18 protein-coding genes are annotated in these 22701 nt (G+C 69.4%); 15 read left to right on the forward strand and 3 right to left on the reverse strand.

The features are described 5' to 3' along the window. Positions 1 to 159: 159 nt before the first annotated feature. The 13 genes from ACFOSH_RS37660 to ACFOSH_RS37720 all read left to right on the forward strand — a co-directional run bounded on the left by ACFOSH_RS37660 (position 160) and on the right by ACFOSH_RS37720 (position 14635). Positions 160 to 1209, forward strand: a complete 1050-nt coding sequence (locus ACFOSH_RS37660; protein WP_378245400.1) for a ParB/RepB/Spo0J family partition protein — start codon at positions 160 to 162, stop codon at positions 1207 to 1209. 281 nt (positions 1210 to 1490) lie between these two features. Then, the gene (locus ACFOSH_RS37665) at positions 1491 to 2519 is read left to right on the forward strand and encodes a 3-oxoacyl-[acyl-carrier-protein] synthase III C-terminal domain-containing protein (protein ID WP_378245402.1); all 1029 of its coding nucleotides are present in this window, start codon (positions 1491 to 1493) and stop codon (positions 2517 to 2519) included. Positions 2520 to 2529: 10 nt separating this feature from the next. Next, complete coding sequence (locus ACFOSH_RS37670; RefSeq protein ID WP_378245404.1) at positions 2530 to 4383, forward strand: HAD-IIIC family phosphatase; 1854 nt, start codon at positions 2530 to 2532, stop codon at positions 4381 to 4383. Then, a complete protein-coding gene (locus tag ACFOSH_RS37675) occupies positions 4367 to 4636 on the forward strand; it encodes an acyl carrier protein (RefSeq protein WP_378245406.1) in 270 nt (89 codons plus the stop codon). Before ACFOSH_RS37670 ends, ACFOSH_RS37675 begins: the two co-directional genes overlap by 17 nt. A 16-nt stretch (positions 4637 to 4652) precedes the next feature. After that, positions 4653 to 5975, forward strand: coding sequence for a lysine N(6)-hydroxylase/L-ornithine N(5)-oxygenase family protein (locus ACFOSH_RS37680; RefSeq protein ID WP_378245408.1), 1323 nt, complete (start codon positions 4653 to 4655; stop codon positions 5973 to 5975). A 2-nt stretch (positions 5976 to 5977) separates the two neighbouring features. Then, positions 5978 to 6346 (forward strand): cupin domain-containing protein, encoded by a 369-nt coding sequence (locus tag ACFOSH_RS37685; RefSeq protein WP_378245433.1) that lies wholly within the window; start codon positions 5978 to 5980, stop codon positions 6344 to 6346. Beyond that, a complete protein-coding gene (locus tag ACFOSH_RS37690) occupies positions 6347 to 7993 on the forward strand; it encodes a class I tRNA ligase family protein (protein ID WP_378245410.1) in 1647 nt (548 codons plus the stop codon). Next, entirely contained in the window at positions 7890 to 9140 is a 1251-nt protein-coding gene (locus tag ACFOSH_RS37695; protein WP_378245412.1) for an ATP-grasp domain-containing protein, read from the forward strand. Before ACFOSH_RS37690 ends, ACFOSH_RS37695 begins: the two co-directional genes overlap by 104 nt. Before the next feature lie 26 nt (positions 9141 to 9166). Then, positions 9167 to 9976, forward strand: a complete 810-nt coding sequence (gene ddaH, locus ACFOSH_RS37700; RefSeq protein WP_378245435.1) for a dimethylargininase — start codon at positions 9167 to 9169, stop codon at positions 9974 to 9976. Then, positions 9973 to 10314, forward strand: coding sequence for a hypothetical protein (locus ACFOSH_RS37705; RefSeq protein WP_378245414.1), 342 nt, complete (start codon positions 9973 to 9975; stop codon positions 10312 to 10314). The genes ddaH and ACFOSH_RS37705 overlap by 4 nt, the downstream gene beginning before the upstream one ends. Positions 10315 to 10319: 5 nt before the next feature. Then, the gene (locus ACFOSH_RS37710) at positions 10320 to 12113 is read left to right on the forward strand and encodes an ABC transporter substrate-binding protein (protein ID WP_378245415.1); all 1794 of its coding nucleotides are present in this window, start codon (positions 10320 to 10322) and stop codon (positions 12111 to 12113) included. Then, entirely contained in the window at positions 12106 to 13404 is a 1299-nt protein-coding gene (locus tag ACFOSH_RS37715; protein WP_378245417.1) for a cation:proton antiporter, read from the forward strand. The genes ACFOSH_RS37710 and ACFOSH_RS37715 overlap by 8 nt, the downstream gene beginning before the upstream one ends. Then, positions 13394 to 14635 (forward strand): ATP-grasp domain-containing protein, encoded by a 1242-nt coding sequence (locus ACFOSH_RS37720; RefSeq protein WP_378245419.1) that lies wholly within the window; start codon positions 13394 to 13396, stop codon positions 14633 to 14635. Before ACFOSH_RS37715 ends, ACFOSH_RS37720 begins: the two co-directional genes overlap by 11 nt. A gap of 9 nt (positions 14636 to 14644) precedes the next feature. Here ACFOSH_RS37720 and ACFOSH_RS37725 read toward each other — a convergent pair whose 3' ends face one another. Together ACFOSH_RS37725 and ACFOSH_RS37730 are read right to left on the reverse strand one after the other, a co-directional pair. Continuing rightward, a complete protein-coding gene (locus tag ACFOSH_RS37725) occupies positions 14645 to 15544 on the reverse strand; it encodes an aminoglycoside phosphotransferase family protein (RefSeq protein ID WP_378245421.1) in 900 nt (299 codons plus the stop codon). 299 nt (positions 15545 to 15843) lie between these two features. After that, entirely contained in the window at positions 15844 to 16998 is a 1155-nt protein-coding gene (locus ACFOSH_RS37730; RefSeq protein ID WP_378245423.1) for an HAF repeat-containing protein, read from the reverse strand. A 303-nt stretch (positions 16999 to 17301) separates the two neighbouring features. On the opposite strand from ACFOSH_RS37730, the gene ACFOSH_RS37735 reads away from it, so the two are divergent. Next, complete coding sequence (locus ACFOSH_RS37735) at positions 17302 to 18477, forward strand: glycosyltransferase (protein WP_378245425.1); 1176 nt, start codon at positions 17302 to 17304, stop codon at positions 18475 to 18477. Here ACFOSH_RS37735 and ACFOSH_RS37740 read toward each other — a convergent pair. Then, entirely contained in the window at positions 18438 to 21893 is a 3456-nt protein-coding gene (locus ACFOSH_RS37740; RefSeq protein ID WP_378245427.1) for an indolepyruvate ferredoxin oxidoreductase family protein, read from the reverse strand. The two genes, ACFOSH_RS37735 and ACFOSH_RS37740, sit on opposite strands and share 40 nt — an antisense overlap. 161 nt (positions 21894 to 22054) lie before the next feature. Here ACFOSH_RS37740 and ACFOSH_RS37745 point away from each other — a divergent pair, with 161 nt between their 5' ends. Beyond that, positions 22055 to 22525 (forward strand): Lrp/AsnC family transcriptional regulator, encoded by a 471-nt coding sequence (locus ACFOSH_RS37745; protein ID WP_378245429.1) that lies wholly within the window; start codon positions 22055 to 22057, stop codon positions 22523 to 22525. Positions 22526 to 22701 lie beyond the last annotated feature (176 nt).

The following is a 22701-nucleotide window of genomic DNA, read 5'->3' on the forward strand; positions in this document are numbered from 1 at the left end:
GGTTTTGCATCCTGGAACTGCCGTCTGAATCGAATTCAAGTCTGAGGCGACGACGCCCGAAATCAGCGAAAAGTCAAGAGTCGGTAATCGGTGCTGGCGCCAAGGACTCATTCACAGTAAGTCGCAGGTTTGCCATCCACAACCCGACGGGGGTGCCCATTGAGCGGGCAAGCTGATCACGGCTCCAGCCAGGGGCACCCGGCTGATTCGAACGAGCACACCGAACCGTCGCCGTCGACCGGCTACCCGAAGGCGGACCAGGTCACCTACACCGTTCCGGTCGCCGCGTTACGACCGGCGGACTCGCCGCGACTGATCGGCGAGGACGCCGAGCACATCCGGGTGCTGGCCGAACCGGACCGCGCGCTCCCGCCGATCCTGGTGCACCGGTCGAGTATGCGGATCATCGACGGGATGCACCGGCTCGGCGCGGCCCGGCTGCGCGGCCAGGACAGCATCGACGTCGTCTTCTTCGACGGCAGCGAGGAAGACGCGTTCGTGCTGGCGGTCAAGGCCAACGTCGCGCACGGCCTGCCGCTGTCCTACGCGGACCGGGAGGCCGCGGTCGCCCGCATCGTCATCTCGCATCCGGACTGGTCCGATCGCGCCATCGCCGCGGCCGCCGGTCTCGGTCCCCGTACCGTCGCCGCGGTCCGCGGCCGGATCGAAGGACTTCCGCAGGGGACGTCCCGGCTCGGTCGTGACGGCCGGGTCCGCCCGCTGGACAGCACCGACGGTCGGCGCGTCGCGAGCAGGTTGATCACGGCCTTCCCGGAAGCGTCGCTCCGCGCGATCGCCCGCGCGGCGGGTATCGCCCCCGCCACCGTGCGCGACGTACGGGAACGGATCCAGCGCGGCGAAGATCCGGTGCCACCACGGCGGCCCCGCGCGGTCCGGGACAGCCAGTCCGAACGCCGCGACGCCGGCTCGCCCGCCCACGACTGCTCCGAACGTCTCTCGACACAGGAGCGCAACGCCGTCCTCCGGAACCTGGAACGCGATCCGTCCCTGCGCTTCGCCCAGACAGGCACCCGGACGCTGCGCTGGCTCGTCCACCGGGTGATCGCCGAAGAGGAATGGCGTGAGGTGGTCGACACCGTTCCCCCGCACAGCGTGTACGTCCTCGCCGCCTTGGCCCGCCGTTGCGCGAACGAGTGGATCGAGTTCGCACAGCAACTGGAACAGCGAGTCGGCGCGCAGAAGTCGTAGCCCCGCCGGTGAATACGGCGAGGTGTTCAACCGAGTACCGGATACTCAGTTGAACACCGGGCGTCATTCGAGCAGTTGTCGCCGCACGAAGCGTGCGGCAGTATTCCCACCCGACACGCCGGGGCCGCCCGGAATTCCCGAGCATCGCCGACAGGAGCGAACCGGGGTTCGAATGACAATCGCCTGATTCGAATCCGACCGCTTTCGGCGCCGTGGTCATGATTCTTTGTCGAAACGCAGATCGACCAATGCCGCCGTGCGGCCCGGCAAGAGGAGAAACAATGGCAGGACCGCTTGCCGAATTCGGCATCGCCGGTTTCGGTTACGCATTCGGTGAAGATCAGGACGTGGAACACACCGCCGGCACCTACGTCGCCGACCCGGAACGCATCGTCGGCTGGGGCTACCGGACCTTCCATCGTGCCGAAGACGGGGTGACTTCGACAGCGCTGGCCGCCGAGGCGAGCCGCGACGCGCTGACCAGGGTCGCTGTCGATCCGGCGGACGTCGATCTGGTGGTGCTGGCCAATTCCGAACTGGCGGAGTACCCGTATTGGGACTCGTCCGCGGCGCTGGCCAGGGAGCTGAAGATCCGGGAGCGGCAGACGATGCTGCTGACCGAAGGCTGCGCCTGCGGGGTGACCGGCCTCGGTGCCGTCGCCGGACAACTGCTGCTGCGGCCGGAACTCGACACCGTGCTGTTCACCGCCGTCAACCGGGTCAGCGAATTCCACCGCAACCGGATGAACGTCAACAACGCCGTGCACAGCGACGGCGCGGTCGCCGTGGTACTGCGCCGCGGTCACGGCCGAAACGAGTGGCTGGCCACCGAACAGTTCACGGATTCCGATTTCTGCGACTGGTTCCGCACCGATGTCGGCGGCAGTGTCACTCCGGTGGCGCCACCCGGTTGGTCGAGTGCGACCGCGCCGAGTGGAACCGAACGTGTTCAGGCCCATTTCCGAAAAGACCCCAGGCAGCTCGAAAGATTCGGCAACCAGCTCAACGCGCGCGTCGTCGACGTGATCGACCGGGCCTGTCGCCGGGCGGGCGTGCGGCGCGCCGATCTCGCCCGGTTCATCTACCTCAACGATCCGGACGGCATCGCCGATCTGGCCTCGCTGATCGATATCCCACTGGCCCGGACGAACCACGAACTCGCGATCGGGCACGGCCACATGGGAGCCGCCGATCAGCTGGTCGCGCTGGGGACCTACCTCGACCGCGGCGAACTGGATTCGGGAGATCTCGTGGCGCTGGCCGGAATCTCCATCGGCATGCGCTGGTACTGCACGCTCGTGCGGATTTAGGCAGGCGGCGATGAACGATTTCACGGAACTGCTCGGCGGCCTGCGGATGGCGGTGGCCGATCGCTCGGCACCGGCGCCCGGCCTGCGACAGCGGCTCGCCGAGGTCGAGGATCCGGCGGTGGTCCGCCAGGCGGGCCGCGTCCTCGCCGAACTCCCCCCTGCCGGGCCGGCTCTGCGCCCGATCCGGATGGCCGTGCTGGCCACCTGCACGATCGGTCCGTTCGAGCACCTGCTGCGCGCCGCCCTGGTCGCCACCGGCACCCAGCCCACCCTCCTGCTCGGCGACTACGGCACCTTCGAGCTGACACTGGCCGACGGCGAGATCGACGGCTCCCCCGACGTCGTGACCTGCCTGCTGGACGAGCGGTACTTCCTGCCCCGCGACTGGAGCGCCGCCGACCCGGCAGGGCTGGCCGCGCACGTGGCCGCCCGGTTCGCCGAACTGCGCGGACTACTCCTGGCCTTCCTGCGGCGCATGCCGGCCACGCTCGTGCTGCACACCGTCCCGGTCCCGGCCGAGCTGCGCGATTCGCTGATCAGCTGGCGAGCCCGTGCCGTGGTCGGCCAGGCATGGCACCGGCTCAACGCGGACCTGCTCGGCCTGGCGGAAGAGGACAGCCGGATCACGGTGGTGGACCTGGCCGGTGAGCTCGCCGATCTCGCGGTCGCGGCCCGGGACGAGCGGCTGTACCGGTACGCCGACCTGCCCTACACCGACGGCGCGCTGCTCGCGCTGGCCCGGCAGGTCGCCCGGGTGGTCGCGGCCAGGTCGGGGCTGTCGCGCAAGGTGCTCGCGCTCGACCTGGACAACACTCTGTGGGGCGGCGTGCTCGGCGAGGTGGGCGAGACCGGGCTGCACCTCGGCGGGCTGTATCCGGGGAACTGCTACCAGGATCTGCAGCGAGCGGTGCGACGGCTGCGCGAACAGGGCGTCATCCTCGTCCTGGCCAGCAAGAACGACGCCGGACCGGTCGACAAGGCGCTGGCGGACCACCCCGAGATGGTGCTGCGCCCGCAGGACTTCGCGGTCCGCGCGGTGAACTGGACGGCCAAGGCGGACAACCTGCGCCACGCCGCCGAGACGCTCAACCTGGCCGGGAGCGCGTTCGTCTTCATGGACGACTCCCCGTTCGAACGCGGGCACGTGGCCGCCGAACTGCCCGAGGTGGCCGTGGTGTCCGCCGACGGCGACCCGGCCGGTCTGGTGCGCTCGCTGCTGCGGCCCGGTTGGTTCGACGTGCCGGAGCTGACCGACACCGACCTGAAGCGTCCGGCGCTGTACCGCTCACGCGCGCTGCGCACCGATTTCTCCTCCGGATTCGCCTCGTCGGAGGACTACCTGCGGGCGTTGCGGACACGGGTGACCGCGCATCCGGTCACCGCCTTCGAGGTGGGCCGGGTCGCCCAGCTTTCCGCCCGCACCAACCAGTTCAATCTGACCGGGCGCCGGTTCGACGAGGCCGCCACGACAGCGATGAGCACCGATCCGGACCAGCTGGCCGCTTCGTTCGCGGTAGCGGACCGGTTCGGCGACGAGGGAATCGTCGGCGCCGCGTGGATCGAGTGCCGTGACCAGGTCTGGCGGGTGCTGAACCTGGTGCTGAGCTGCCGGGTGTTCGGCCGGGGCATCGAGTTCGCGATCGTGGACTGGATCGTGCGGCGGGCCCGCGAGGCCGGAGCCATCGCACTGGTCGGCCACTACGCGCCGACAGGCCGCAACACGGTGGCGAACGGCTTTTGGGAGAAGGCCGGCTTCACCCCGTCCGGCGAGGACGGCACGTACACCGTGGTGCCCGGCACCGCGCCGACCTGCCTGCCCACCTGGATCACCTACCCGGAAACGAGTGATGACCGACATGGATGACACGGCGGCCGTCGTGCTGAACACGCTGAGCGAAGTGCTGCGCAAGCCGATCGGCGATCTGCGGGCACAGCCGGTGCTCGCCACCCACGGCTGGGACAGCCTCGCGTCGCTGGAGGTCCTCTCCCAGCTGGAAAGCGCGCTGACCCTGACGCTCGACCTGCGCCAATACCACGCCGCGCACACGGTGCCGGCCTTGATCGACCTCGTCGCGGCCACCGCGACGAGCAGCGCGGCCACCGGCCGGCGCGGATAACCGGGGAGGATTTGCGGTGCGATTTCAAGAAGTAGAGCTGCTGGCGATCGGGGCGGGCCCGTCCGGCCTCGCGCTCGGCGTCGCCGTCGAGGAGCTCGCGAAGCCGGAGCTGGCCAAGGACACGCTCATCGTCGAGCAGCAGGACGACGTGGTCTGGCAGCGGGGCATGCTGATCCCGTGGACGCAGAGCCAGGTGTCCTTCCTCAAGGATCTGGTGACCCAGCGGAACCCGCGGAGCGCCTTCAGTTTCATCAACTACCTGCATTCCGTGGGCAGGTTGGACCAGTTCATCAACCTCGGCAGCTTCACGCCGTACCGGATGGAGATCTCCGGCTATCTGGGCTGGGTGGCCAAATCCCTGCCGAACGTCCGCATCGACTACGGACGGCGCTGCGTCTCGGTCCGGCCGTTCGGCATCGCGGACGGGACCGGCGAGTGGCTCGTCCAGATGGCGGACGGCAGTGCCGTGGTGTGCCGTCATCTGGTGGTCGCGGCCGGGCGGGATCCGTACATCCCGGACACCTTCGCGGCCATCCCGCGCGAGTTGCTGATCCACAGCACCGAATTCGCGGCCCGGATCGGCGAGCTCGATCCCGGGCGCACGCGCCGGATCGTGGTCGTCGGCGGAGCGCAGAGCGCGGCGGAGATGCTCTGGACGGCGCACCAGGCGTTCCCGGGAGCGCACTGCGCGATGGTGATGCGCTCGATCGGCCTCAACGCCTACGAGTCGAGCAAGTTCACCAACGAGCTGTACTACCCGTCCTTTGTGGACGAATTCCACTCCGCCCGGCCGGAAGCAAGGGCCCAGCTGCTGCGGGAGATGCACCGCACGAACTACGCCGGTCTCGCCCCGGACATGCTCGACACGCTGTACCGGCAGATGTACATCGAACGGCTCACCGGGACCGAACGCATCGAGATGATCCCGATGGTCGACGTGGCCGAGGCCGAGATGGACGGCCGCGAAGTCGTGCTCACCCTGGTCGACCGCAAGTCCGGCCTCCGCTCCACGCACCGCTGTGACGTGGTACTGCTCGGGACCGGTTTCACCAAGCGGATGCCGCGGATCGTCAAGGACATGGCCTCCGCCGTCGGGATCGACGAGATCACCGTCAACCGCAGTTATCGGATGAGCCTGCCGTCCTCGTTCAGCGGGACCTGCCATCTGCAGGGGGTGAACGAGGCCACCCACGGCATCGCCGACTCCCTGCTCAGCGTGCTGGCCGCGCGGGCGTCGGAGATCGTCACGGATCTGCTCGCCGAACGCCGGATGCACCGGCTGCTCGCCGGCACCGAAGCCGCCGCCCGCCCGCTCGCCGCCACTCAAGGAGCGCAGTGACCATGATGGAGATCCGCAAGTTCGATCACGCACGACTCAAGCCGGACAACGGACTGGCCGCGACACGGCTGCTGCCGTGGCCGGAGCTGAACGCGCCGTTCGAGGGCTCGTGGTGCGTGGTGCCGCCGGGCGCGCGGTCCGGTGCGCACAGCCACCACGAGTACGAGATCTGGGTGGCCATGACCGGTGCCGCGGAGATCGTCTGCGACGGGCGCCGGGTGCCGTTCACCGCCGGCGACATCGCGCACTTCCCGCCGCGGTCGCGCCACCAGGTGGTGAACAGCGGCGCCGAGGAGTTCCGGATGTACGCGGTCTGGTGGGACAAGGACATGGCCGGGCGGTTCACCACCCGCGACGAGGCCGGCGTGTAGATGTCCACGACCATCGTGGTCGCCGCGACCCCGACGTCCAACGGCGACCTGCACATCGGACATATGGCCGGGCCCTACCTGGCGGGCGACGTGTACGCCCGATACCTGCGGGCCACCGGCGAGTCGGTGATCTACACGACCTGTACCGACGACAGCCAGAGCTACGTGGTGTCCACCGCGCGACGGCTGGGCACCACGCCGCGAGCCCTGTGCGCACGGTCGACAGCGGCCATCGGGCGTTCGCTCTCCGCGATGGGCGTCTCGATGGCCGGGCTCCCGCCGATCGACGACGTGTACCGGCGCACGGTGCTCGAGTTCGTCACCGCGCTGTACGAGGCGGGCCGGTTCCGGAAGCGCACGGTGCGGTTGCCTTTCGCGACACTGTCCGGCACGTACCTGTTCGACGGGCTGGTCGCCGGCACCTGCCCGGTCTGCCTGGCGGGCAGCAGCGGTGGGGTCTGCGAGGCCTGCGGGCATCCGAACAACTACGACGAGCTGCTCGACCCACGCTCCACAATGGACCCGGATGACCCGGTGTCCTATCGGGACACCGAGATCCTGGTGCTGCCGATGGAGGAGTACCGGGACAGGCTGACCGCCTACTACGCCGGGCAGGCGGGGCGATGGCGGCCGCACGCGATGCAGCTGGTCGGCGAGTTGCTGGACAGGCCGCTGCCGGAGGTGCCGGTGACCATCCCGGCGGACTGGGGCGTTCCCGCCCCGTTCCCGGAGACCCCCGGCCAGATGCTGTACCCGTGGATCGAAGCGATGCCGGCGGTCATGTACAGCACCTGGTGGTCGGCGGGCGACACCACGCTGCCGGTGGACGAGCACTGGCGTGCCGGGCACGGCGCCGACGTCGTCTATTTCCACGGCTACGACAACGTCTATCACTGGGGCCTGATGGATCTGGTGTTCCTGCTGGCGCACGGCGACCGGTACGTCACGCCGTCGGCCAACGTCTGCAACGAGTTCTACGACCTGGCCGGGGAGAAGTTCTCCACCAGCCGCGACCACCTGATCTGGACCGTCGATCTGCTCGCCGAGGTCCCCCGTGACCTGGTCCGGTTCCATCTGGCGCACACCGCGCCGGAACAGGCGCGCACCGGGTTCAGCCGGGAAGGCTTGCGGGAGAACGGGTATCGGCGGCTCGGCACGTCGTGGAACGCGCTGGCCGAGGCGATGTCGGCGGCGCTGCGCGGACTCTCCGGCACGGTGCCGGTGACCGCGGCCGGGCGGCGCCGCGCCGGGGCCATGCTGGAGCGGTTCCGCGGCTGCTACGAGCTGCCCGGCTACAGCATGAACCGGGCCGCCGAAACGGTGCTCACCCAGCTGGCCCGGCTGCGCGACCTCGCCGCCGCTTCGGCGATCGACGCGGGCGATCTGGTGCTCGAGACCCGCACCCTGCTCGCCGGCGCCGCCCCGATCCTCATCGACGTGGCCGAGGCGGCGCGCGCGAACGGGGTCGACCTGTCCCTCACCGCCGAACCGCCCACTTCCGTTCCCGTGTTCGAACTCCCCCGGCTGCCCGAGGAGGCGAGCCATGAAGCTGCTGACCATCGAGACGCGTCAGTACCTGACTTACTACCACTCCCGCTATCGGCAGGTGCAGGCGTTCGGCGTCGATCTGTACGTGATGAACGGTGAGGGGACGGCCGACTTCTGGCCCGCCGACCACTACCGGCTGGTCGGTTCGAAGAAGATCGACGAGATGATCGCCTGTGCCGAACAGTGGCACGCCACCGAGCACTTCGACGGGGTGATCACCTTCTCCGAGGCGGCGGTGATCGCGGTCGCGGCGGTGGCCGAGGCGCTCGGCCTGCCGGGCATCGGTGTCGACGGTGCCCGCAACAGCCGCAACAAACTGCTGATGCGCCAGGCGTACGAGCGATCCGGTGTGCCGATCCCCGCTTTCCGGTTCGTCACCGAGCTGGACGACGCGCTCGCGGCGGCCGTCGAGTTCGGCTATCCGGTGATTCTCAAGCCCACTCTCGGCGCGGGCAGCCATCTCGTGTACCGGGTGGACAGTCCCGAGGAGATGATGCGGGACTTCGCCACGGCCAGCGAGGGCCTGCGGAACATGTTCTGGATCAACGCCGAGGCCGACGACGTCGACCTCGGCCCGATCGGGCTGCTCGTGGAGTCCTTCTTGGACGGACAGGAATACCTGATGGAAGCCCTCGCCTGGGACGACGAGGTCTATCTCGGCTCGGTAGTGGACAGGATCACCGCGGAGGGCAGCAGTTTCGACGACGACGTGCACCACGCGCCGACGTCGCTGCCCGCCGAGGAGCTGGCCAGGGTGCACCACGTGGTCAAGGCGGCCGCGCACGCGCAGGGCCTGCGGCGCAGCGCGATGCACGCCGAGGTGCGCTACCACGACGGAAAGCCGCACCTGCTGGAGATCGCGGCCAGGGTCGGCGGCGGCGGACTGGACACCATCGCCCGGATCACCGCGGACTACGACCCGATCCGCGCCGTGGTGGACGTCGGCCGGGGAGTCAAGCCACCGGTCCGCCACTACTGGCCGACCGGGACGCACATCACCGCGATGTGCCTGATCTGCGACGGCGGCGTGGTCGAAAGGATCGACGTGCCCCCCGAGGTGAACTCCTCGGACCGGGTCTTCCTGCGGCAGATCACCGCGCGCCCCGGCGACGTCATCCTCAGGCCACCCGACGGTAACACCATCTTCGGGTTCCTCGGCACCACCGGAACGTCCAAAGAGGACGCTTTCGAGCTCATGGCCGAACTGGCGGGCAAGATCACCGTCACCTTGGAGGGCGACCAGTGAGAGTAGCCCGCACCCGGCGGTTCCTGATGTGCCCGCCGAGCCATTTCGAGGTCAGCTACTCCATCAATCCGTGGATGGAGCCGGAAAAACCGACCGACACGCCACTGGCGATCGTGCAGTGGGACCGGCTGCGCGCCCTGCTGGTCGAGCTCGGGCACCGGGTCGACGTGGTGCCGCCACGGCCCGGCCTGCCCGACATGGTGTTCGCCGCGAACGCGGCCACCGTCATCGGCGGGCAGGTGCTGGCGGCCCGGTACCGCTACCCGCAACGGTTCGGCGAGACACCGGCCTACCAGGCCTGGTTCGCCGAGCACGGCTATCCGGTGCGGCAGGCCCGATTCGTCAACGAGGGCGAGGGCGACCTGTTGCCCACCGGGGCGCGGATCCTCGCCGGCACGGGCTTCCGCACCGACCACCGCGCGCATGCCGAGGCGGCCGACCACTTCGGCCTGCCGGTGGTGACCCTGCACCTGGTCGACCCGTACTTCTACCACCTCGACACGGCGCTGGCCGTCCTCGACCACGAGGAGATCATGTACTACCCCGGGGCGTTCTCACCGGACAGCCAGACCCTGCTCCGCGAGCTGTACCCGGACGCTATCCGGGCGGACAGGGCGGACGCCGCGGTCTTCGGCCTCAACGCGGTCTCCGACGGCAAGCATGTGCTGCTCCCCCAGGCGGCCGTCCACCTCACCGAAAGCCTGCGGGAGGCCGGTTTCGAGCCGATCACCGTCGACCTTTCCGAACTGCTGAAGGCCGGCGGCGCGGCCAAATGCTGCGCGCTGGAGTTACGTGACCACGACCCCCACGCCGGAAAGGCACCGAACCCATCATGATCAACTACGAGGGCCGGCGGTTCCGCCCTGTCGCCGTCGACGGCACCGACGACGGTGGCGGCGACAGGGTCGCCGTCTACCGGCAGAACGGCGATCTGATCTGGGGCGAGTTCGCCGGGGGCAGGGCCCGGCGCGGCTCGCTGACCGGAACCTGCGGCCCGGACGGCCAACTCGACTTCGCGTACTGCATGGTCCTGGAGAGCGGCGAGGTGATCTCCGGCCACTGCACGAGTGTCCCGCGGATCCTCGACGACGGCCGGATCCAGCTCGACGAGGTGTGGCAGCGCTACGGGCCGCACCAGTCCGTCGGGGTCTCCCGCCTGCACGAGATCCGGTGATGAGGATGACCCGGACCAGCGCGAAGCCGTCGGCTCGCGAAGAAAAACCCCGCCGCGGCGGCACGGTCACCTGGGCCTGCGCCCCGGGCTTCCCGCCGGCGGTGATCTTCCCGTTCACCCCGGCGGAACGCATGGGCATGCGCAACGTCCTCGAATTCCAGGCCCTGATGTACCGCACCCTGTACTTCTTCGGCAGCGACGGCACGCCCGAGGTCGACTACGCCACGAGCATCGGCGAACCGCCCGTGTGGAGCGAGGACGGGCTGACCGTCACGGTCAAGGTCAAGCCGTGGAAGTGGTCCAACGGCGAGACGCTGTGCGCCGACAACGTGCTGTTCTGGGTGAACCTGCTCAAGGTCAAGGGCGAACGGTACGGCGAGTACACCCCCGGCTACTTCCCCGACAACTGCACCGCGTACGGCAAGTTGTCCGAGGACACCTGCTACTTCACCTTCGACAAGGTGTACTCGAAGCGCTGGGTGCTGATGAACCAGCTCAGCCTGATCATCCCGCTGCCGAAGGCCTGGGACCGCACCGAGTCGGGCCCTGCCGACGCCTCCGGCGACCTCGCCGACGTCGAAGCGGTCTACGACTACCTGATGGCCGAACAGGGCGACATCATCGACGAGGGCAACGAGCACCGCACCCGCTGGGCCGGCAGTCCTGTTTGGAGTGTCGTCAGCGGACCCTGGCGGCTCAAGAGCTACACGCTGGACGGGGTCGTGACGTTCGTGCCCAACGAGCACTACTCCGGCCCGAACAAACCGCGTCTCGACGAGTTCCGGCAGATCCCGTTCTCCTCCGACGAGGAGGAGTACCACCGGCTGAAGGAGGGGCCGGACGGCCCGGACGCGGTCCAGGTCGGCTACCTGCCGCTGAGTTTCGCCACCGGTCACACCGACGATCCGGCCAAGGGCGGGGCCAACCCGCTGGCCGGGCTCTACACGATGGTGCCGCAGGTGGCGTACTGCATCCGGTACACCAGCCTGAACTTCAACAACCCCACCGTGGTGGGCAAGATGTTCGCCCAGACCTACATCCGGCAGGCCCTGCAGTGCACCCTCGACCAGGACTCCGCGGTCCGCGACATCTACCAGGGTTACGCCTACCGGCAGAACGGGCCGATGCCGATGCTCCCGGTCACCGATCTGGTGTCACCACCGCAGCGCGGCCGGGCGTGGCCGCTGCCGTTCGACCCGGACCGGGCCAGGAAGCTGTTGGCCGACAACGGCTGGGACACCAGTGGCACACCGGCGGTGTGTGTCGACCCCGAGCTGGCGGGCGAAGGGATTCCGCTCGGCACCAAGCTGAGCTTCCTGCTTCGGTATGTCGAAGGACGGCCGGCGCTGACCCGGCTGATGACCGAGTACCGACGTGCCGCCGCGACGGCGGGGATCGAACTACGGCTGCAGGAGGTCTACGGTTCGATCCTGGTCGCCGAGGACGCGCCGTGCTACCCGACCGACGAAACCCCTTGCCAGTGGGAGATGTGCTGCTGGAACGGCGGCTGGGTCTATCACCACCCGACCGGCGAGGTCCTGTTCAGGACCGACGCGGGGGGCAATTTCGGCCATTACCACGATCCGGTGGCCGACGAGCTGATCGAGCGCACGGTCACCTCCGACGACCCGGACGTCCTGTACGAGTACCAGGACTACATCGCCGAGCAGGTACCGGTCGTCTTCAACCCCAACTTCCCGATCCGGTTGTTCGAGGTGGCCGATAACCTGCGCGGCTTCGAGCCGGTCAACCCCTTCGGCATGATCAGCCCCGAGAACTGGTACTACGTCGATGACTGATCCCGTCGCCCCCATCAGCGCGCATTCGATGCTGCTGTTCCTGCTCCAGCTCGGACTGCTGCTCGGCCTCGCACTCGTCCTCGGACGGCTCGCCCTCCGGCTGAAGATGCCCGCGGTGGTCGGGGAACTGACCGCCGGTGCCCTCATCGGACCGTCGGTGCTCACCCACCTGGCACCCGGCGTGTCGGCCTGGCTGCTGCCGCACAACGCACCGCAGCTCAACCTGCTCGACGCCGTCGGGCAGCTCGGTGTACTGCTGCTGGTCGGGATCACCGGGATGCACATGGACCTGAAGCTGGTGCGGCGCAAGGGCAAGCCCGCCGCCTGGACCAGCGCGGGCGGCCTGCTGGTGCCGCTGGTCCTCGGAGTCGGACTCGGTTTCGCGCTGCCCGCGTCCCTGATCCCGGCGGGGGCCGACCGCGCCGTCTTCGCGTTGTTCATGGGCGTGGCCATGGGTGTCAGCGCGATCCCGGTGATCGCGAAGACCCTGCTGGAGATGCGGCTGCTGCACCGGGACATCGGCCAGCTGATCGTCAGCGCCGCGGCCGTGGACGACATCATCGGCTGGCTGCTGCTCTCGGTGGTGTCCGCGCTGGCGGTCACCGGGCTGCTCGCCGGTCAGGTGGCGTTGTCGATCGGCGGCCTGCTGGTGGTGCTGGTGCTCACCTCCGTCGTAGGACGGCCGCTGGTCAACACGGCGCTGCGCCTGGCCGGACGCTCGGCCGACCCGGGGCCCGGTATCGCCACGGCCGTGGTCCTGCTCCTGCTGGCCGCCGCCGGTACTCACGCGCTGGGCATGGAGCCGGTCCTGGGCACGCTGCTGTGTGGGATCCTGATCGGCTCGTCCGGGCACCTGGACCTCGCGCGGCTGGCGCCGTTGCGCACGATCGTGCTGTCCGTGCTCACCCCGATCTACTTCGCCACCGCCGGACTGCGGATGGACCTCACCGCGCTGCGCGAACCCGCGGTACTCGGCTCGGCTGTGCTGGTGCTGCTGGTGGCCGTCGTCGGGAAGTTCACCGGCGCCTATCTCGGTGCCAGGGCGGGCAAGCTCAGCCACTGGGAGGGACTGGCGCTCGGCAGCGGCCTCAACGCCCGCGGCGTCATCCAGGTGATCGTCGCGATCGTCGGGCTGCGGCTCGGCGTACTGAACACGGCCACCTACACGATCATCGTGCTGGTGGCGATCGTGACGTCGCTGATGGCGCCGCCGACACTGCGCCACGCGGTGCGCCGGATCGCCGTCACGGAGGAGGAACGCCTACGGGAGAAGAGGTTCCATGTCCAGTGAAACGCGACCGCGCCTGCTGCTGATCGCGAGCGGGTGGCGGGAGTTCCGGGAATACCTGCTGCGGTCGATCGGCACCCGGTTCCGGGTCCACCTGTTCCACACCGCCGAGCCGCGGTGGGAGCGGGAGCACCTCACCGGCTGGACCGTGCTGCCCAGCACCATCGACGGTCCCGCGATGGCCCGCGAGGCCGTCCGGCTGAACGAGGCCGAGCCGTTCGACGGCGTGCTCTGCTGGGACGAGGGGCGGATCCACGCCACCGCGTACGTCGCCGAAGCGCTCGGGCTGCGATGCGGCGACCCGGCGATGATCTGGCGGCTGCGGGACAAGGCGCAGACGCGCGCCGCGCTGGCCGGGGCGGGCGTGCCCCAGCCGCGTTCGGTCAAGGTCGCCACCGTCGCCCAGGCACTGGCGGCGGCGGAGGAGGTCGGCTATCCGGCCATCCTCAAACCCCGCGGCCTCGGCGCCAGTCTCGGTGTGGTCCGGGTCGACGACCCGGCGCGGCTGCGCGAGATGTTCGCGTTCACCAGGGACACCAAGGCACCCGACCCGGTGGTCTACGCCAGCGACCATCCGGTCCTGGTGGAGCAGTGCGTCACCGGCGAGGAGGTCAGCGTCGACTCGGTCGTCCAGGACGGGAAGGTCACGCCGCTCTTCCTCGCCCGCAAGGTGGTCGGCTTCCCGCCCTACGCCGAAGAGGTCGGCCACTACGTCGACGCGGACGATCCGCTGCTCACCGACTCCACGTTCACGGCACTGCTGCAGGACACCCACACCGCGCTGGGCTTCCGGGACGGCTGGACGCACACCGAGTACATGCTGACCGGGACGGGCCCGAAGCTCATCGAGGTCAACGGGCGGCTCGGCGGCGACATGATCCCCTATCTCGGCATGCTGGCGACAGGCATCGACCCCGGTGTCCTCGCCGCCGCGGCGGCCTGCGGCCACGATCTGGACGTGCGCCCCGGACGGCAGCGGGTGGCGGGCATCCGCTTCTGCTACGTCGACCGGGACGACACCACGATCGACGCGATCCACTTCGATCCCGCGACTCTGCCGTCCACAGTGGACCGATCTGTCGTCATCGCCCGGCCCGGCGCGGTGGTTTCCCCACCTCCCAAGGGCACGGTGTGGGGACGCGTCGCTTACGTCACCGCCGTCGCCGGTTCGATCGGCGAATGCGCCCGGACACTCGACGCCGCACAGGACTCGCTGCGCGTCACCGAATCCTGACCGGGGGCCTCACCCGCGTGTCGCGTACTCCGCGAAGATCTCGTCGAGGACGCGGCGCGCGTTCACGGCTTCCTCGCCTGTCCGGGCGCGGGTGACCAGTGCCTTCCACAGGGCCCATCCGCGTCCGCGCGCCCAGGTCGCCTCGTCGACCGACAACCGTTCGCGGAACGCCTGCCTGCCGTCGGCGGTCAGCAGCGTCCAGGCGATGGCCAGATCGCAGGACGGGTCGCCGACGCCGCAGGTCCCGAAGTCGATGACGGCCGCCGGCTCACCGCGGTCGAGCAGGAGATTCCCCGGTGCGACGTCGCCGTGGAACCAGGTGTCCGCACCGTCCCAAGGGGAGTCCAAAGCGGTCTTCCAGATCTCGCGGGCCAGGCCGGTGTCGATGTCGCCGTCCACCGCGCGCTCGACCTGCGCTTCGTAGGTGCGCAGCGTGGCGCCCCGGAACCAGTTGTGCTTACCCGGCCGGGGTCCGCCCGCGGCGTCGACGCCCTGCAAGGCGGCCAGGAACGCGGCCAAATCGAGGGCGAACCGGACCGGGTCGGCAAGCCGGTCCGCGCTCGCGGGCTCGCCGTCGAGCCACTGGTAGATCGACCACGAGAAGGGGTAGTCCGCGCCGGGATCCCCCTTCGCCAGCGGGACAGGAATGGGCAGCGGCAGCCGGGGAGCGAGCACCGGAAGCCACCGCTGTTCCTTCTCGACCGCCAAGGCGTACTCGGCCGCGCTCGGCAGCCGCACCACCATCGTTTCGCCGAGGCGGAACGTGACGTTGTCCCAGCCGCTCTCGGCCACGGGCCGGACCGGGAGATCCGCCCACCGCGGGAACTGGTCGCCGATCAACCGGCGCACCTGCTCGACGCCGACGGCGACGCGCCGGGGTACGGGACCGAGATCCGGCGTGCTGCTCAAGCGACATCCTTCCCGAACCACGACTTGTCCGGTGAGTCGCGCCGCCCGAGATATTACTGACGGCGAAGACCTTCTTCGCGCTATTTAAGGCAAGGGGCTCTCGCGGCGTGCGGGTCTCGGCTGACAGACCGAAGGTGTCGTGTTCGGGCGAGATGGGCGATCACTCGTGATCAGACGGCGATCATGCGTGATCAGAGAGGTAACTCGCGTGATCAGACGGCGATCATCGTGTTCGCCGTCTGATCACGCGTGTTACGTCTTCGCGCACAGCAGGTGCGGAAACGAGTCGCGCCGAGACGTCAGTCCAGTGTCCAGTACACCGCGTGGGACTGTCCGGCGGCGTTGGAGGCGGTTCCCGCCACACGGCCGTTGTCGGTGATCCGGTACGCCCGGCTCCGGGTACCGCCGGGCAGCGCGCCGAGCTGCACGCGCGCCCCGTTCTGGAACCAGACCGTCGCCTTGCTCCGGAACATGCCCACCGCGGTGCCCTGCGCGTTGACCGCTTCGACGTCGGCGCCGAGGCCGTCGTCGGCGAGGGCGGTGAGGTCACCGTCGGGATCCCAGATCACGGGCGACCGGGACGGAGGGTTGAGATAGCCGGAACCGACCACGTAGCCGGTCGGGCCGACGTCGTAGATCCAGACCGGGTGGGGGCTCGGCCATTCGAGGGGGTGCAGCACACCGTCCCGATCCCATTTCGCCGCGATGGTGGGTCCGCTGATCTCACGCAGGGTTCCGGCGGCCACCCCGTCCTTGTTGCTCCGGCTGGCCCCGCTGGTCTTGCCCTGGGGTGCCAGCTCGGTGAGCGGGCCGCCGTTCGTCCACCGCGCCGCTTGGTTCGCCGCGGCGCGGTTCGCGCTGCCCGCGATGATGGTGCCATCGTCGGAGATGCCTTCGGCCATGCTCCAGGTCTCACCGGGCAGCGCGCCCAGGTCGGTGGCCACCCCGTTCGGGTCCCAGCGGAAGCCGTGGAACTGCTCGTCCGGCGTCAGCCAGTTCCCGACGACGACGCCGGTCTCGCTGATCGCCGACGAGGTGGCGTTGTGATAGCCGGGCGGAAGCTGAAGCGTGGTCGCCTGGCCCGCGGCGTCCCAGCGAACCGGTACGGCGGTGGTCGCGGTCAGCACGTAGCCGGCGGAAACCCCCAGGTCGTTGATGTCACGCACCTGACCTTCGGTGCCACCCGGCGTGGGCAGCGCCATGATCTGGCCGCTGGCGTCCCAGCGCACCGGATGGCTGCGCTTCGGGGTCGGGCCCACCAGGGACAGCCCGACCATGACCCCTGACTGGTTGACCGCCAGTACCGTGCTCTCGTCGTCGCCGGGCAATGTGCCGAGATCGACCGGTCCGGCCGGGGTGGCCTGCGCGGTCCCCGTCACCGCGCCGGTGGCCACGACCGCGGCCGCCACCAGGGACACCATCCGTCTTCGCCCCGCGGGCACACGATTCCTCATCACGATGACTCCCCAATCCTGATCCAGTGGTGTGCGATGTGCAGCCCCCGGAGTGGACAGTAATGCACTCTCTTCACGAATGGCTCCCGCCGTGACGGCGTTCCACACGAACAGCCGACGGATCTCTCCTTGGTGGCATTAGCCCTTGTAGCCCAATGGAAAGGTGGCTATCGGGCACGCCGAGTCCGCACTCCACCCGAAACCGAGCACATTCGTGACACAAAAAACGGTGCGACTCGGAAAACCTCGTCGAGAAAGACAAAAAGAACGTTCCGGCGGCCGGACAGGCCGTAGCCTTCGGTGATGCGTCTGTTCTTCTCCGCCGGAGCGGGTTACAGCCACATCGCCCCTTTGCTGCCGCTGGCCGTGGCGGCACGGGACCGGGGCCACGACGTCGTGTTCGCGACCGGATCGAACGCGCTCGAGCACTCGCGGGCGCACGGTTTGCCGACGATCGGCGTGGACGGGCCGGTCGACGAAGCGGCCGCCCGTCAGGCCTGGGGCAGATACTCGCCCGCCGAACTGGCTGTGATGTCAGCGGACGAAAAGCTGGCGTACGTGGTCACCGTGATGGCCGAGACCGGGGCCGCGCCGAGAGTGGACGGCATGCTGGCCTCGTTCCGGGAGCACCGGCCCGATCTGGTGATCGCGGGCGCCGCCGAGTTCGCCGCGCCCGCGGCGGCGGCGATCACCGGCCTGCCGTACGTGGTGCACGGGATCGGGCCGCCGAAGCCCGCCTCGATCATGGCGGGCGGCTGGCAGGCTCTCGACCCGATCGTGCGGCGCTTCGGCCTCGACCGGTTCCCCGATCACGACACCGTCCCGTATCTGGACATCTGGCCGGAGGCGTTGCGGCCGCGGGGAATCACCTGGGACCACCCGGTTTACCTGCCGGCGCGCCCGGAGGGGGTGCTCCCCTCCGCCGGGGAACGCCCGGCCGCCTTCGAAGGACTGCCGCACGGCAAGACCGTCTACGTCACGGCGGGGACCTCGCACAACACCCGGCCAGGGGTGCTGGAGACGATGATCTCCGCGTCGCACGGCGAAGGGATCAACGTCATCGCGACGATCGGCCGGGACGGCGATCGGGATCGGTTCGGCGCGCAGCCCGCCGAAGTGCGGATCGAGAACTTCCTTCCGCAGCAACGAATACTGCCGTATGTCGACGCGATCGTCTGTCACGCGGGCGCGGGCACCGTGCTGGGTTCGCTCGCGCACGGCGTGCCACTGGTGGTCTCGCCGCTGGCCACCGATCAGTTCGACATGGCCGCCCAGGTCGCCGAAGCCGGAGCCGGAGTGCTCGCCGATCCGGGCTCCCCCACCCGGAGCGGGATCCGCGACGCCGTCCGCACGGTGCTCGCCGACCCCGCCTACCGCGATTCCGCCGAAGCTCTCGCCGCGCGGATCGCGGCGATGCCGGACCCCGGATCGGTCCTCGATCACTTGCTCACGCCGAGCCGGTCCCCCGGCACGAGATAGGCGAGGAGCGCGGACTGTTCCCGACGGTAGGCCTCGACGTTCGCCAGTTTGATGTCCTCGTAACCGCGCACCAGGTCCGGTAGCTCGGCGAGGGCGAGGAGCCTGCCGCGATCGGCGGCCTCGGCACCGAACGCGGTGAGGATCGTTTCCCGGTACTGCGTGACGAGCTCCCGCTCCACCTTGCGGACGTGTGCCTTGCCGAACGGGTCCCAGCGCGTGCCCCGTAGCTTCCGCGCGGCGCGCAGCGCGACGAACACCGGCCGGAACTTCGGGCCCAGCGCGATCTTCCGCTTCATCCCGAGCGCGCGGAGCACGGGCGGGTGCAGGCGGTAGGCGTAGCGGCTGCCCACGCCGAACTCCGCCTCGATCCCCGCGATCACGGCGGGGTCGAGCGAAAGCCGCGCGACCTCGTACTCGTCCTTGTAGGCCATCAGTTTGTGCAGGTTGCGCGCCACAGCTTCGGTGACAGCGGTCGAATCCTCTTCCAGGACCCGGACGCGCTCGACGAACTCCGCGTACTCCCGCGCGTAGCGAACGTCTTGGTACTGAACGAGTTCGGGGACGCGGATGTCCAGCAGGCGCGCGAGTTCCGAACCGGGCTCGGCGTGCACGAGCGCGCGGGCGCGGAGAGCGGCCGCTGACGGGGCGGGCGTCGCGGCGACGGCGGGCGGGGCGACAGCGGCGTGCAGTCCGCCGGGATCGGCGACGAGCTGCCTGCCGCGCCGGAAGGCCTGGAGGTTGCCGGCGACGGCGACCCCGTTGAGCTCGATCGCGCGTTCCAGGCTGGCCGCGTCCAGCGGGATCGCGCCGGTCTGGTGCGCCGCGCCGAGCTGCAGGATGTTGGCGAACTGGTCGTCGTCGAACAGGGTTTCCGCCAGCGCCCGCGCGTCGAGCGCCACGGTCCGCGCCGCGTTCTCCGAGATCGCGCCCCGGACGGCCGCCGCGTCGGGGAAGGACACGGTGGTGTCGACGACCATCCGGCCGGTCGGCACCTCGGTCGTCGAGACCACGGCGGTGGTCCGGCCGGGATCCGCCACCGCCAGATGTGCCGGGTCCGCGCCGACGAGGACGTCACAGGCCAGGTAGAGGTCGCATTCCCCGGCCGCGAGTTTCGGGGCCTGCGGCGTCGGCCCGGCGGTGATCTTCAGATCCGAGACGACGGCGCCGCCCTTCTGCGCGAGCCCGGTCTGGTCCAGGGCCCGGACCTGCCTGCCCTCGATCACGGCGGCGGTGGCGAGGATCTGCGCGACGGTGACCACGCCGGTCCCCCCGACCCCGGTGATCCGCACGGTGAAGTCCGTACCGCCGGTCTCGGGCTCGGGCAGCTCGGACGCGGTGATCTCCCCGGCCCGCCGCCGGTGTTTCCGGCCGGTGGGCAGTACCGTCATGAACGAGGGGCAATCCCCCGCGAGGCACGAATAGTCCACGTTGCACGACGACTGGTGGATCGTGGTCTTGCGACCGAATTCGGTGCTGACCGGCTGCACCGACAGGCAGTTCGACTTCTCGCCGCAGTCGCCACAACCCTCGCAGACGCGCTCGTTGATCACGACCTTGGCGGCCGGGGTCTCCAGCTTTCCGCGACGGCGTTTGCGACGCTTCTCCGCGGCGCATTCCTGGTCGTGGATGAGCACCGTCACCCCGGGGACGGCGGCCAGTTCCTCTTGTGTGCTCAGCAGTTCGTCACGATGCCGGACCTCGACGCCGCCGGGCAGGCTCACCCCGCGGAACCGCTTCGGCTCGTCGCTGGTGATGACCACTTTGGTGACGCCTTCGACCAGGAGCAGCGACGCCAGCCGTTCCACCGGGAGCCCGCCGACGGCGTCCTGGCCGCCGGTCATCGCCACGGTCGCGTTGTAGAGGATCTTGTAGGTGATGTTCACCCCGGCGGCCACCGCGGCCCGCACCGCGAGGCTGCCGGAATGGGTGAACGTGCCGTCGCCGATGTTCTGCACGAAATGCGTGGCCTCGACGAACGGCTCCATCCCGAGCCACTGCGCGCCCTCGCCGCCCATCTGGGTCAGGCCGACGACGTCGCCGACCTGGTCCGGTTCCATGAACAGCGCCATCGCGTGACAGCCGATGCCGCCACCCACCACGGTGCCCTCGGGCACCTTGGTCGAGGAGTTGTGCGGGCAGCCGGAGCAGAAATACGGCGTCCTGGTCAGCAACGGGATCGAGATGCGCTCGCGGCGGCGCTGCTGCCGCCACGCGGTCACGGACGGGATCTCGTGGTGCTCGCTCAACCGTCCGGCCAGCACCCTGGCGACGGCGTCCGGGTCGAGTTCGCCGAGTTCGGTGCACAGGGTGCGGCCGTCCGGGCCGGTCTTGCCGTAGACGGCGGGTGCCCCGGCGGTGCCGTAAAGCACCTCCTTGATCGCGGACTCTACGAAGGAACGCTTCTCCTCCACCACGACGATCTCGGACAGGCCGTCGGCGAACCGCCGGACGATCGACGGTTCGAGCGGGTGGATGACGCCGAGTTTGAGGATCCGGATCCCGTGCCGCGACAACGCCTCGGAGTCCAGACCGAGCAGCCGCAGCGCCTGCATTAGGTCCAAATAGGACTTTCCGGCGGTGACGATGCCGATGCGGTCCGAGGGTCCTTCCTGGACGATCCGGTTGACCCCGCTCGCCCGCACGTACTCGACGGCCAGCGGCACGCGCTCGGTGTAGAGGCTGCGTTCGAGCGCCATCAGCGTGGTTCCGAGCAGCCGGGAGCTGGGCTTGTGCCGGTAGGGCGTGAAACCCTTGGCCAGCTCCGGCGCCGCCCACCGGGGCCGGACAAGGGCGGTGCTCGCGGCGTCGGCCACGTTCGCCACGAGTTTCATCGACGACCACAGCCCGCTCGCCCTGGACAGTTCGACGGCGTGCAGCCCGAAATCGAGCACATCCTGGGAATCGGACGGGAAGAACACCGGCATGGCGAGGTCGGCCAGCGCGAGCTCGGAGGCGCAAGGCACCGAGGAGGACTTGGCGTTCGGATCGTCGCCGACCAGCGCCACCGCGCCGCCCGCCGGGTCGGTGCCCGCGAGGTTGGCGTGCCGCAGGGCGTCCGTCGCCCGGTCCAGCCCGGGTGCCTTGCCGTACCAGAAGCCGGTGACCCCGCCGGGCGAGGAGCCGACCGACGCGGTGAGCTGGCTGCCCATGACCGCCGTCGCGGCGAGTTCTTCGTTGAGGCCAGGGCGGTGCACGACGTCGTGCTTGTCGAGCAGGACGGACCTTCGGCCGAGTTCGAGGTCGTACCCGGCCAGCGGGGAACCCTCGTAACCGGAGACGAACACCGCGGGGGACGCCCCTGCCACGCGGTCGTGCCGCACCCGGTCGAACAGCATCCGGACCAGGGCCTGGACCCCGCTGAGGTAGACGGTGCCGTCTTCGGCCAGATACCGGTCCTCCAACGTGAACTGCTCCACCAGACCTGCCTCCTTCGGCACCCCCACAACGTCACGACAGGAGACCCGACCTCGCCGAGGCGCCGCAACAAGCGGCAGTCTATTGCTCCCGATCGCGCAAAAAATCCGACCCATCTTCACCAGTAGCCGATATCCGTTGCGTCTGCGTACCATCCTGGCTCATGGCGGACCAGCTCATCGACGAGACCGATCGTGAAATCCTCGAACTGCTCCGGGAAGACGCCCGGCGCACCCTGGGCGACATCGGGGCCCGCGTCACGCTGTCCACCGCGGCGGTCAAACGCCGCATCGACCGCATGCAGGAGAACGGCGTCATCGTCGGCTACACCGTCCAGATCGACCACGCCAAACTCGGCTGGGCGATCGAGGCGTTCACCGAACTGCGGTTCACCGGGACCACCAAGGTCGGCGAGATCGTCCGCACGACCACCCGGATGCCGGAAGCCCAGGCGGTGTTCACCATCGCGGGCGACCCCGACGCGCTCGTCTGGCTGCGGGTCCGGGACATGGGCCACCTGCAGCGCACCATCGACGAGATCAGGCGGCATCACCAGGTGACGGGGACGAAGACCCTGATGGTGCTGGACTCGTGGACGCGCGGGCAGCAGTGGCCCCACAACGGCGACGAATGACCCGTGCGCCCAGGACCGAGGCGCTCTGGTACCTACCGGATTCCGGCCGTGGTTCGATCGCAGGCCCAGTCCGTGAAGGCCTCCTTCCCTGCCTTGAGAGTCAATGCCAGGAACTTAAGGGCTGGCGTTGATCACGGTTTGAGGGTGGTGGGCGTGGTGGCCTGAGAGGGCAACGA

Origin of the sequence: Amycolatopsis speibonae, assembly GCF_042647925.1 — a bacterium.
Lineage (GTDB): Bacteria > Actinomycetota > Actinomycetes > Mycobacteriales > Pseudonocardiaceae > Amycolatopsis > Amycolatopsis speibonae.

What these genes read in the sequence shown, in the direction of transcription:
- ACFOSH_RS37730 (WP_378245423.1), bottom strand. Translation starts at nt 16,998, where the DNA reads ATGAGGAATCGTGTGCCCGCGGGGCGAAGACGGATGGTGTCCCTGGTG.
- ddaH (WP_378245435.1), top strand. Translation starts at nt 9,167, where the DNA reads ATGTGCCCGCCGAGCCATTTCGAGGTCAGCTACTCCATCAATCCGTGG.
- ACFOSH_RS37745 (WP_378245429.1), top strand. Translation starts at nt 22,055, where the DNA reads ATGGCGGACCAGCTCATCGACGAGACCGATCGTGAAATCCTCGAACTG.
- ACFOSH_RS37695 (WP_378245412.1), top strand. Translation starts at nt 7,890, where the DNA reads ATGAAGCTGCTGACCATCGAGACGCGTCAGTACCTGACTTACTACCAC.
- ACFOSH_RS37665 (WP_378245402.1), top strand. Translation starts at nt 1,491, where the DNA reads ATGGCAGGACCGCTTGCCGAATTCGGCATCGCCGGTTTCGGTTACGCA.
- ACFOSH_RS37735 (WP_378245425.1), top strand. Translation starts at nt 17,302, where the DNA reads ATGCGTCTGTTCTTCTCCGCCGGAGCGGGTTACAGCCACATCGCCCCT.
- ACFOSH_RS37685 (WP_378245433.1), top strand. Translation starts at nt 5,978, where the DNA reads ATGATGGAGATCCGCAAGTTCGATCACGCACGACTCAAGCCGGACAAC.
- ACFOSH_RS37720 (WP_378245419.1), top strand. Translation starts at nt 13,394, where the DNA reads ATGTCCAGTGAAACGCGACCGCGCCTGCTGCTGATCGCGAGCGGGTGG.
- ACFOSH_RS37710 (WP_378245415.1), top strand. Translation starts at nt 10,320, where the DNA reads ATGACCCGGACCAGCGCGAAGCCGTCGGCTCGCGAAGAAAAACCCCGC.
- ACFOSH_RS37715 (WP_378245417.1), top strand. Translation starts at nt 12,106, where the DNA reads ATGACTGATCCCGTCGCCCCCATCAGCGCGCATTCGATGCTGCTGTTC.
- ACFOSH_RS37675 (WP_378245406.1), top strand. Translation starts at nt 4,367, where the DNA reads ATGACCGACATGGATGACACGGCGGCCGTCGTGCTGAACACGCTGAGC.
- ACFOSH_RS37690 (WP_378245410.1), top strand. Translation starts at nt 6,347, where the DNA reads ATGTCCACGACCATCGTGGTCGCCGCGACCCCGACGTCCAACGGCGAC.
- ACFOSH_RS37705 (WP_378245414.1), top strand. Translation starts at nt 9,973, where the DNA reads ATGATCAACTACGAGGGCCGGCGGTTCCGCCCTGTCGCCGTCGACGGC.
- ACFOSH_RS37670 (WP_378245404.1), top strand. Translation starts at nt 2,530, where the DNA reads ATGAACGATTTCACGGAACTGCTCGGCGGCCTGCGGATGGCGGTGGCC.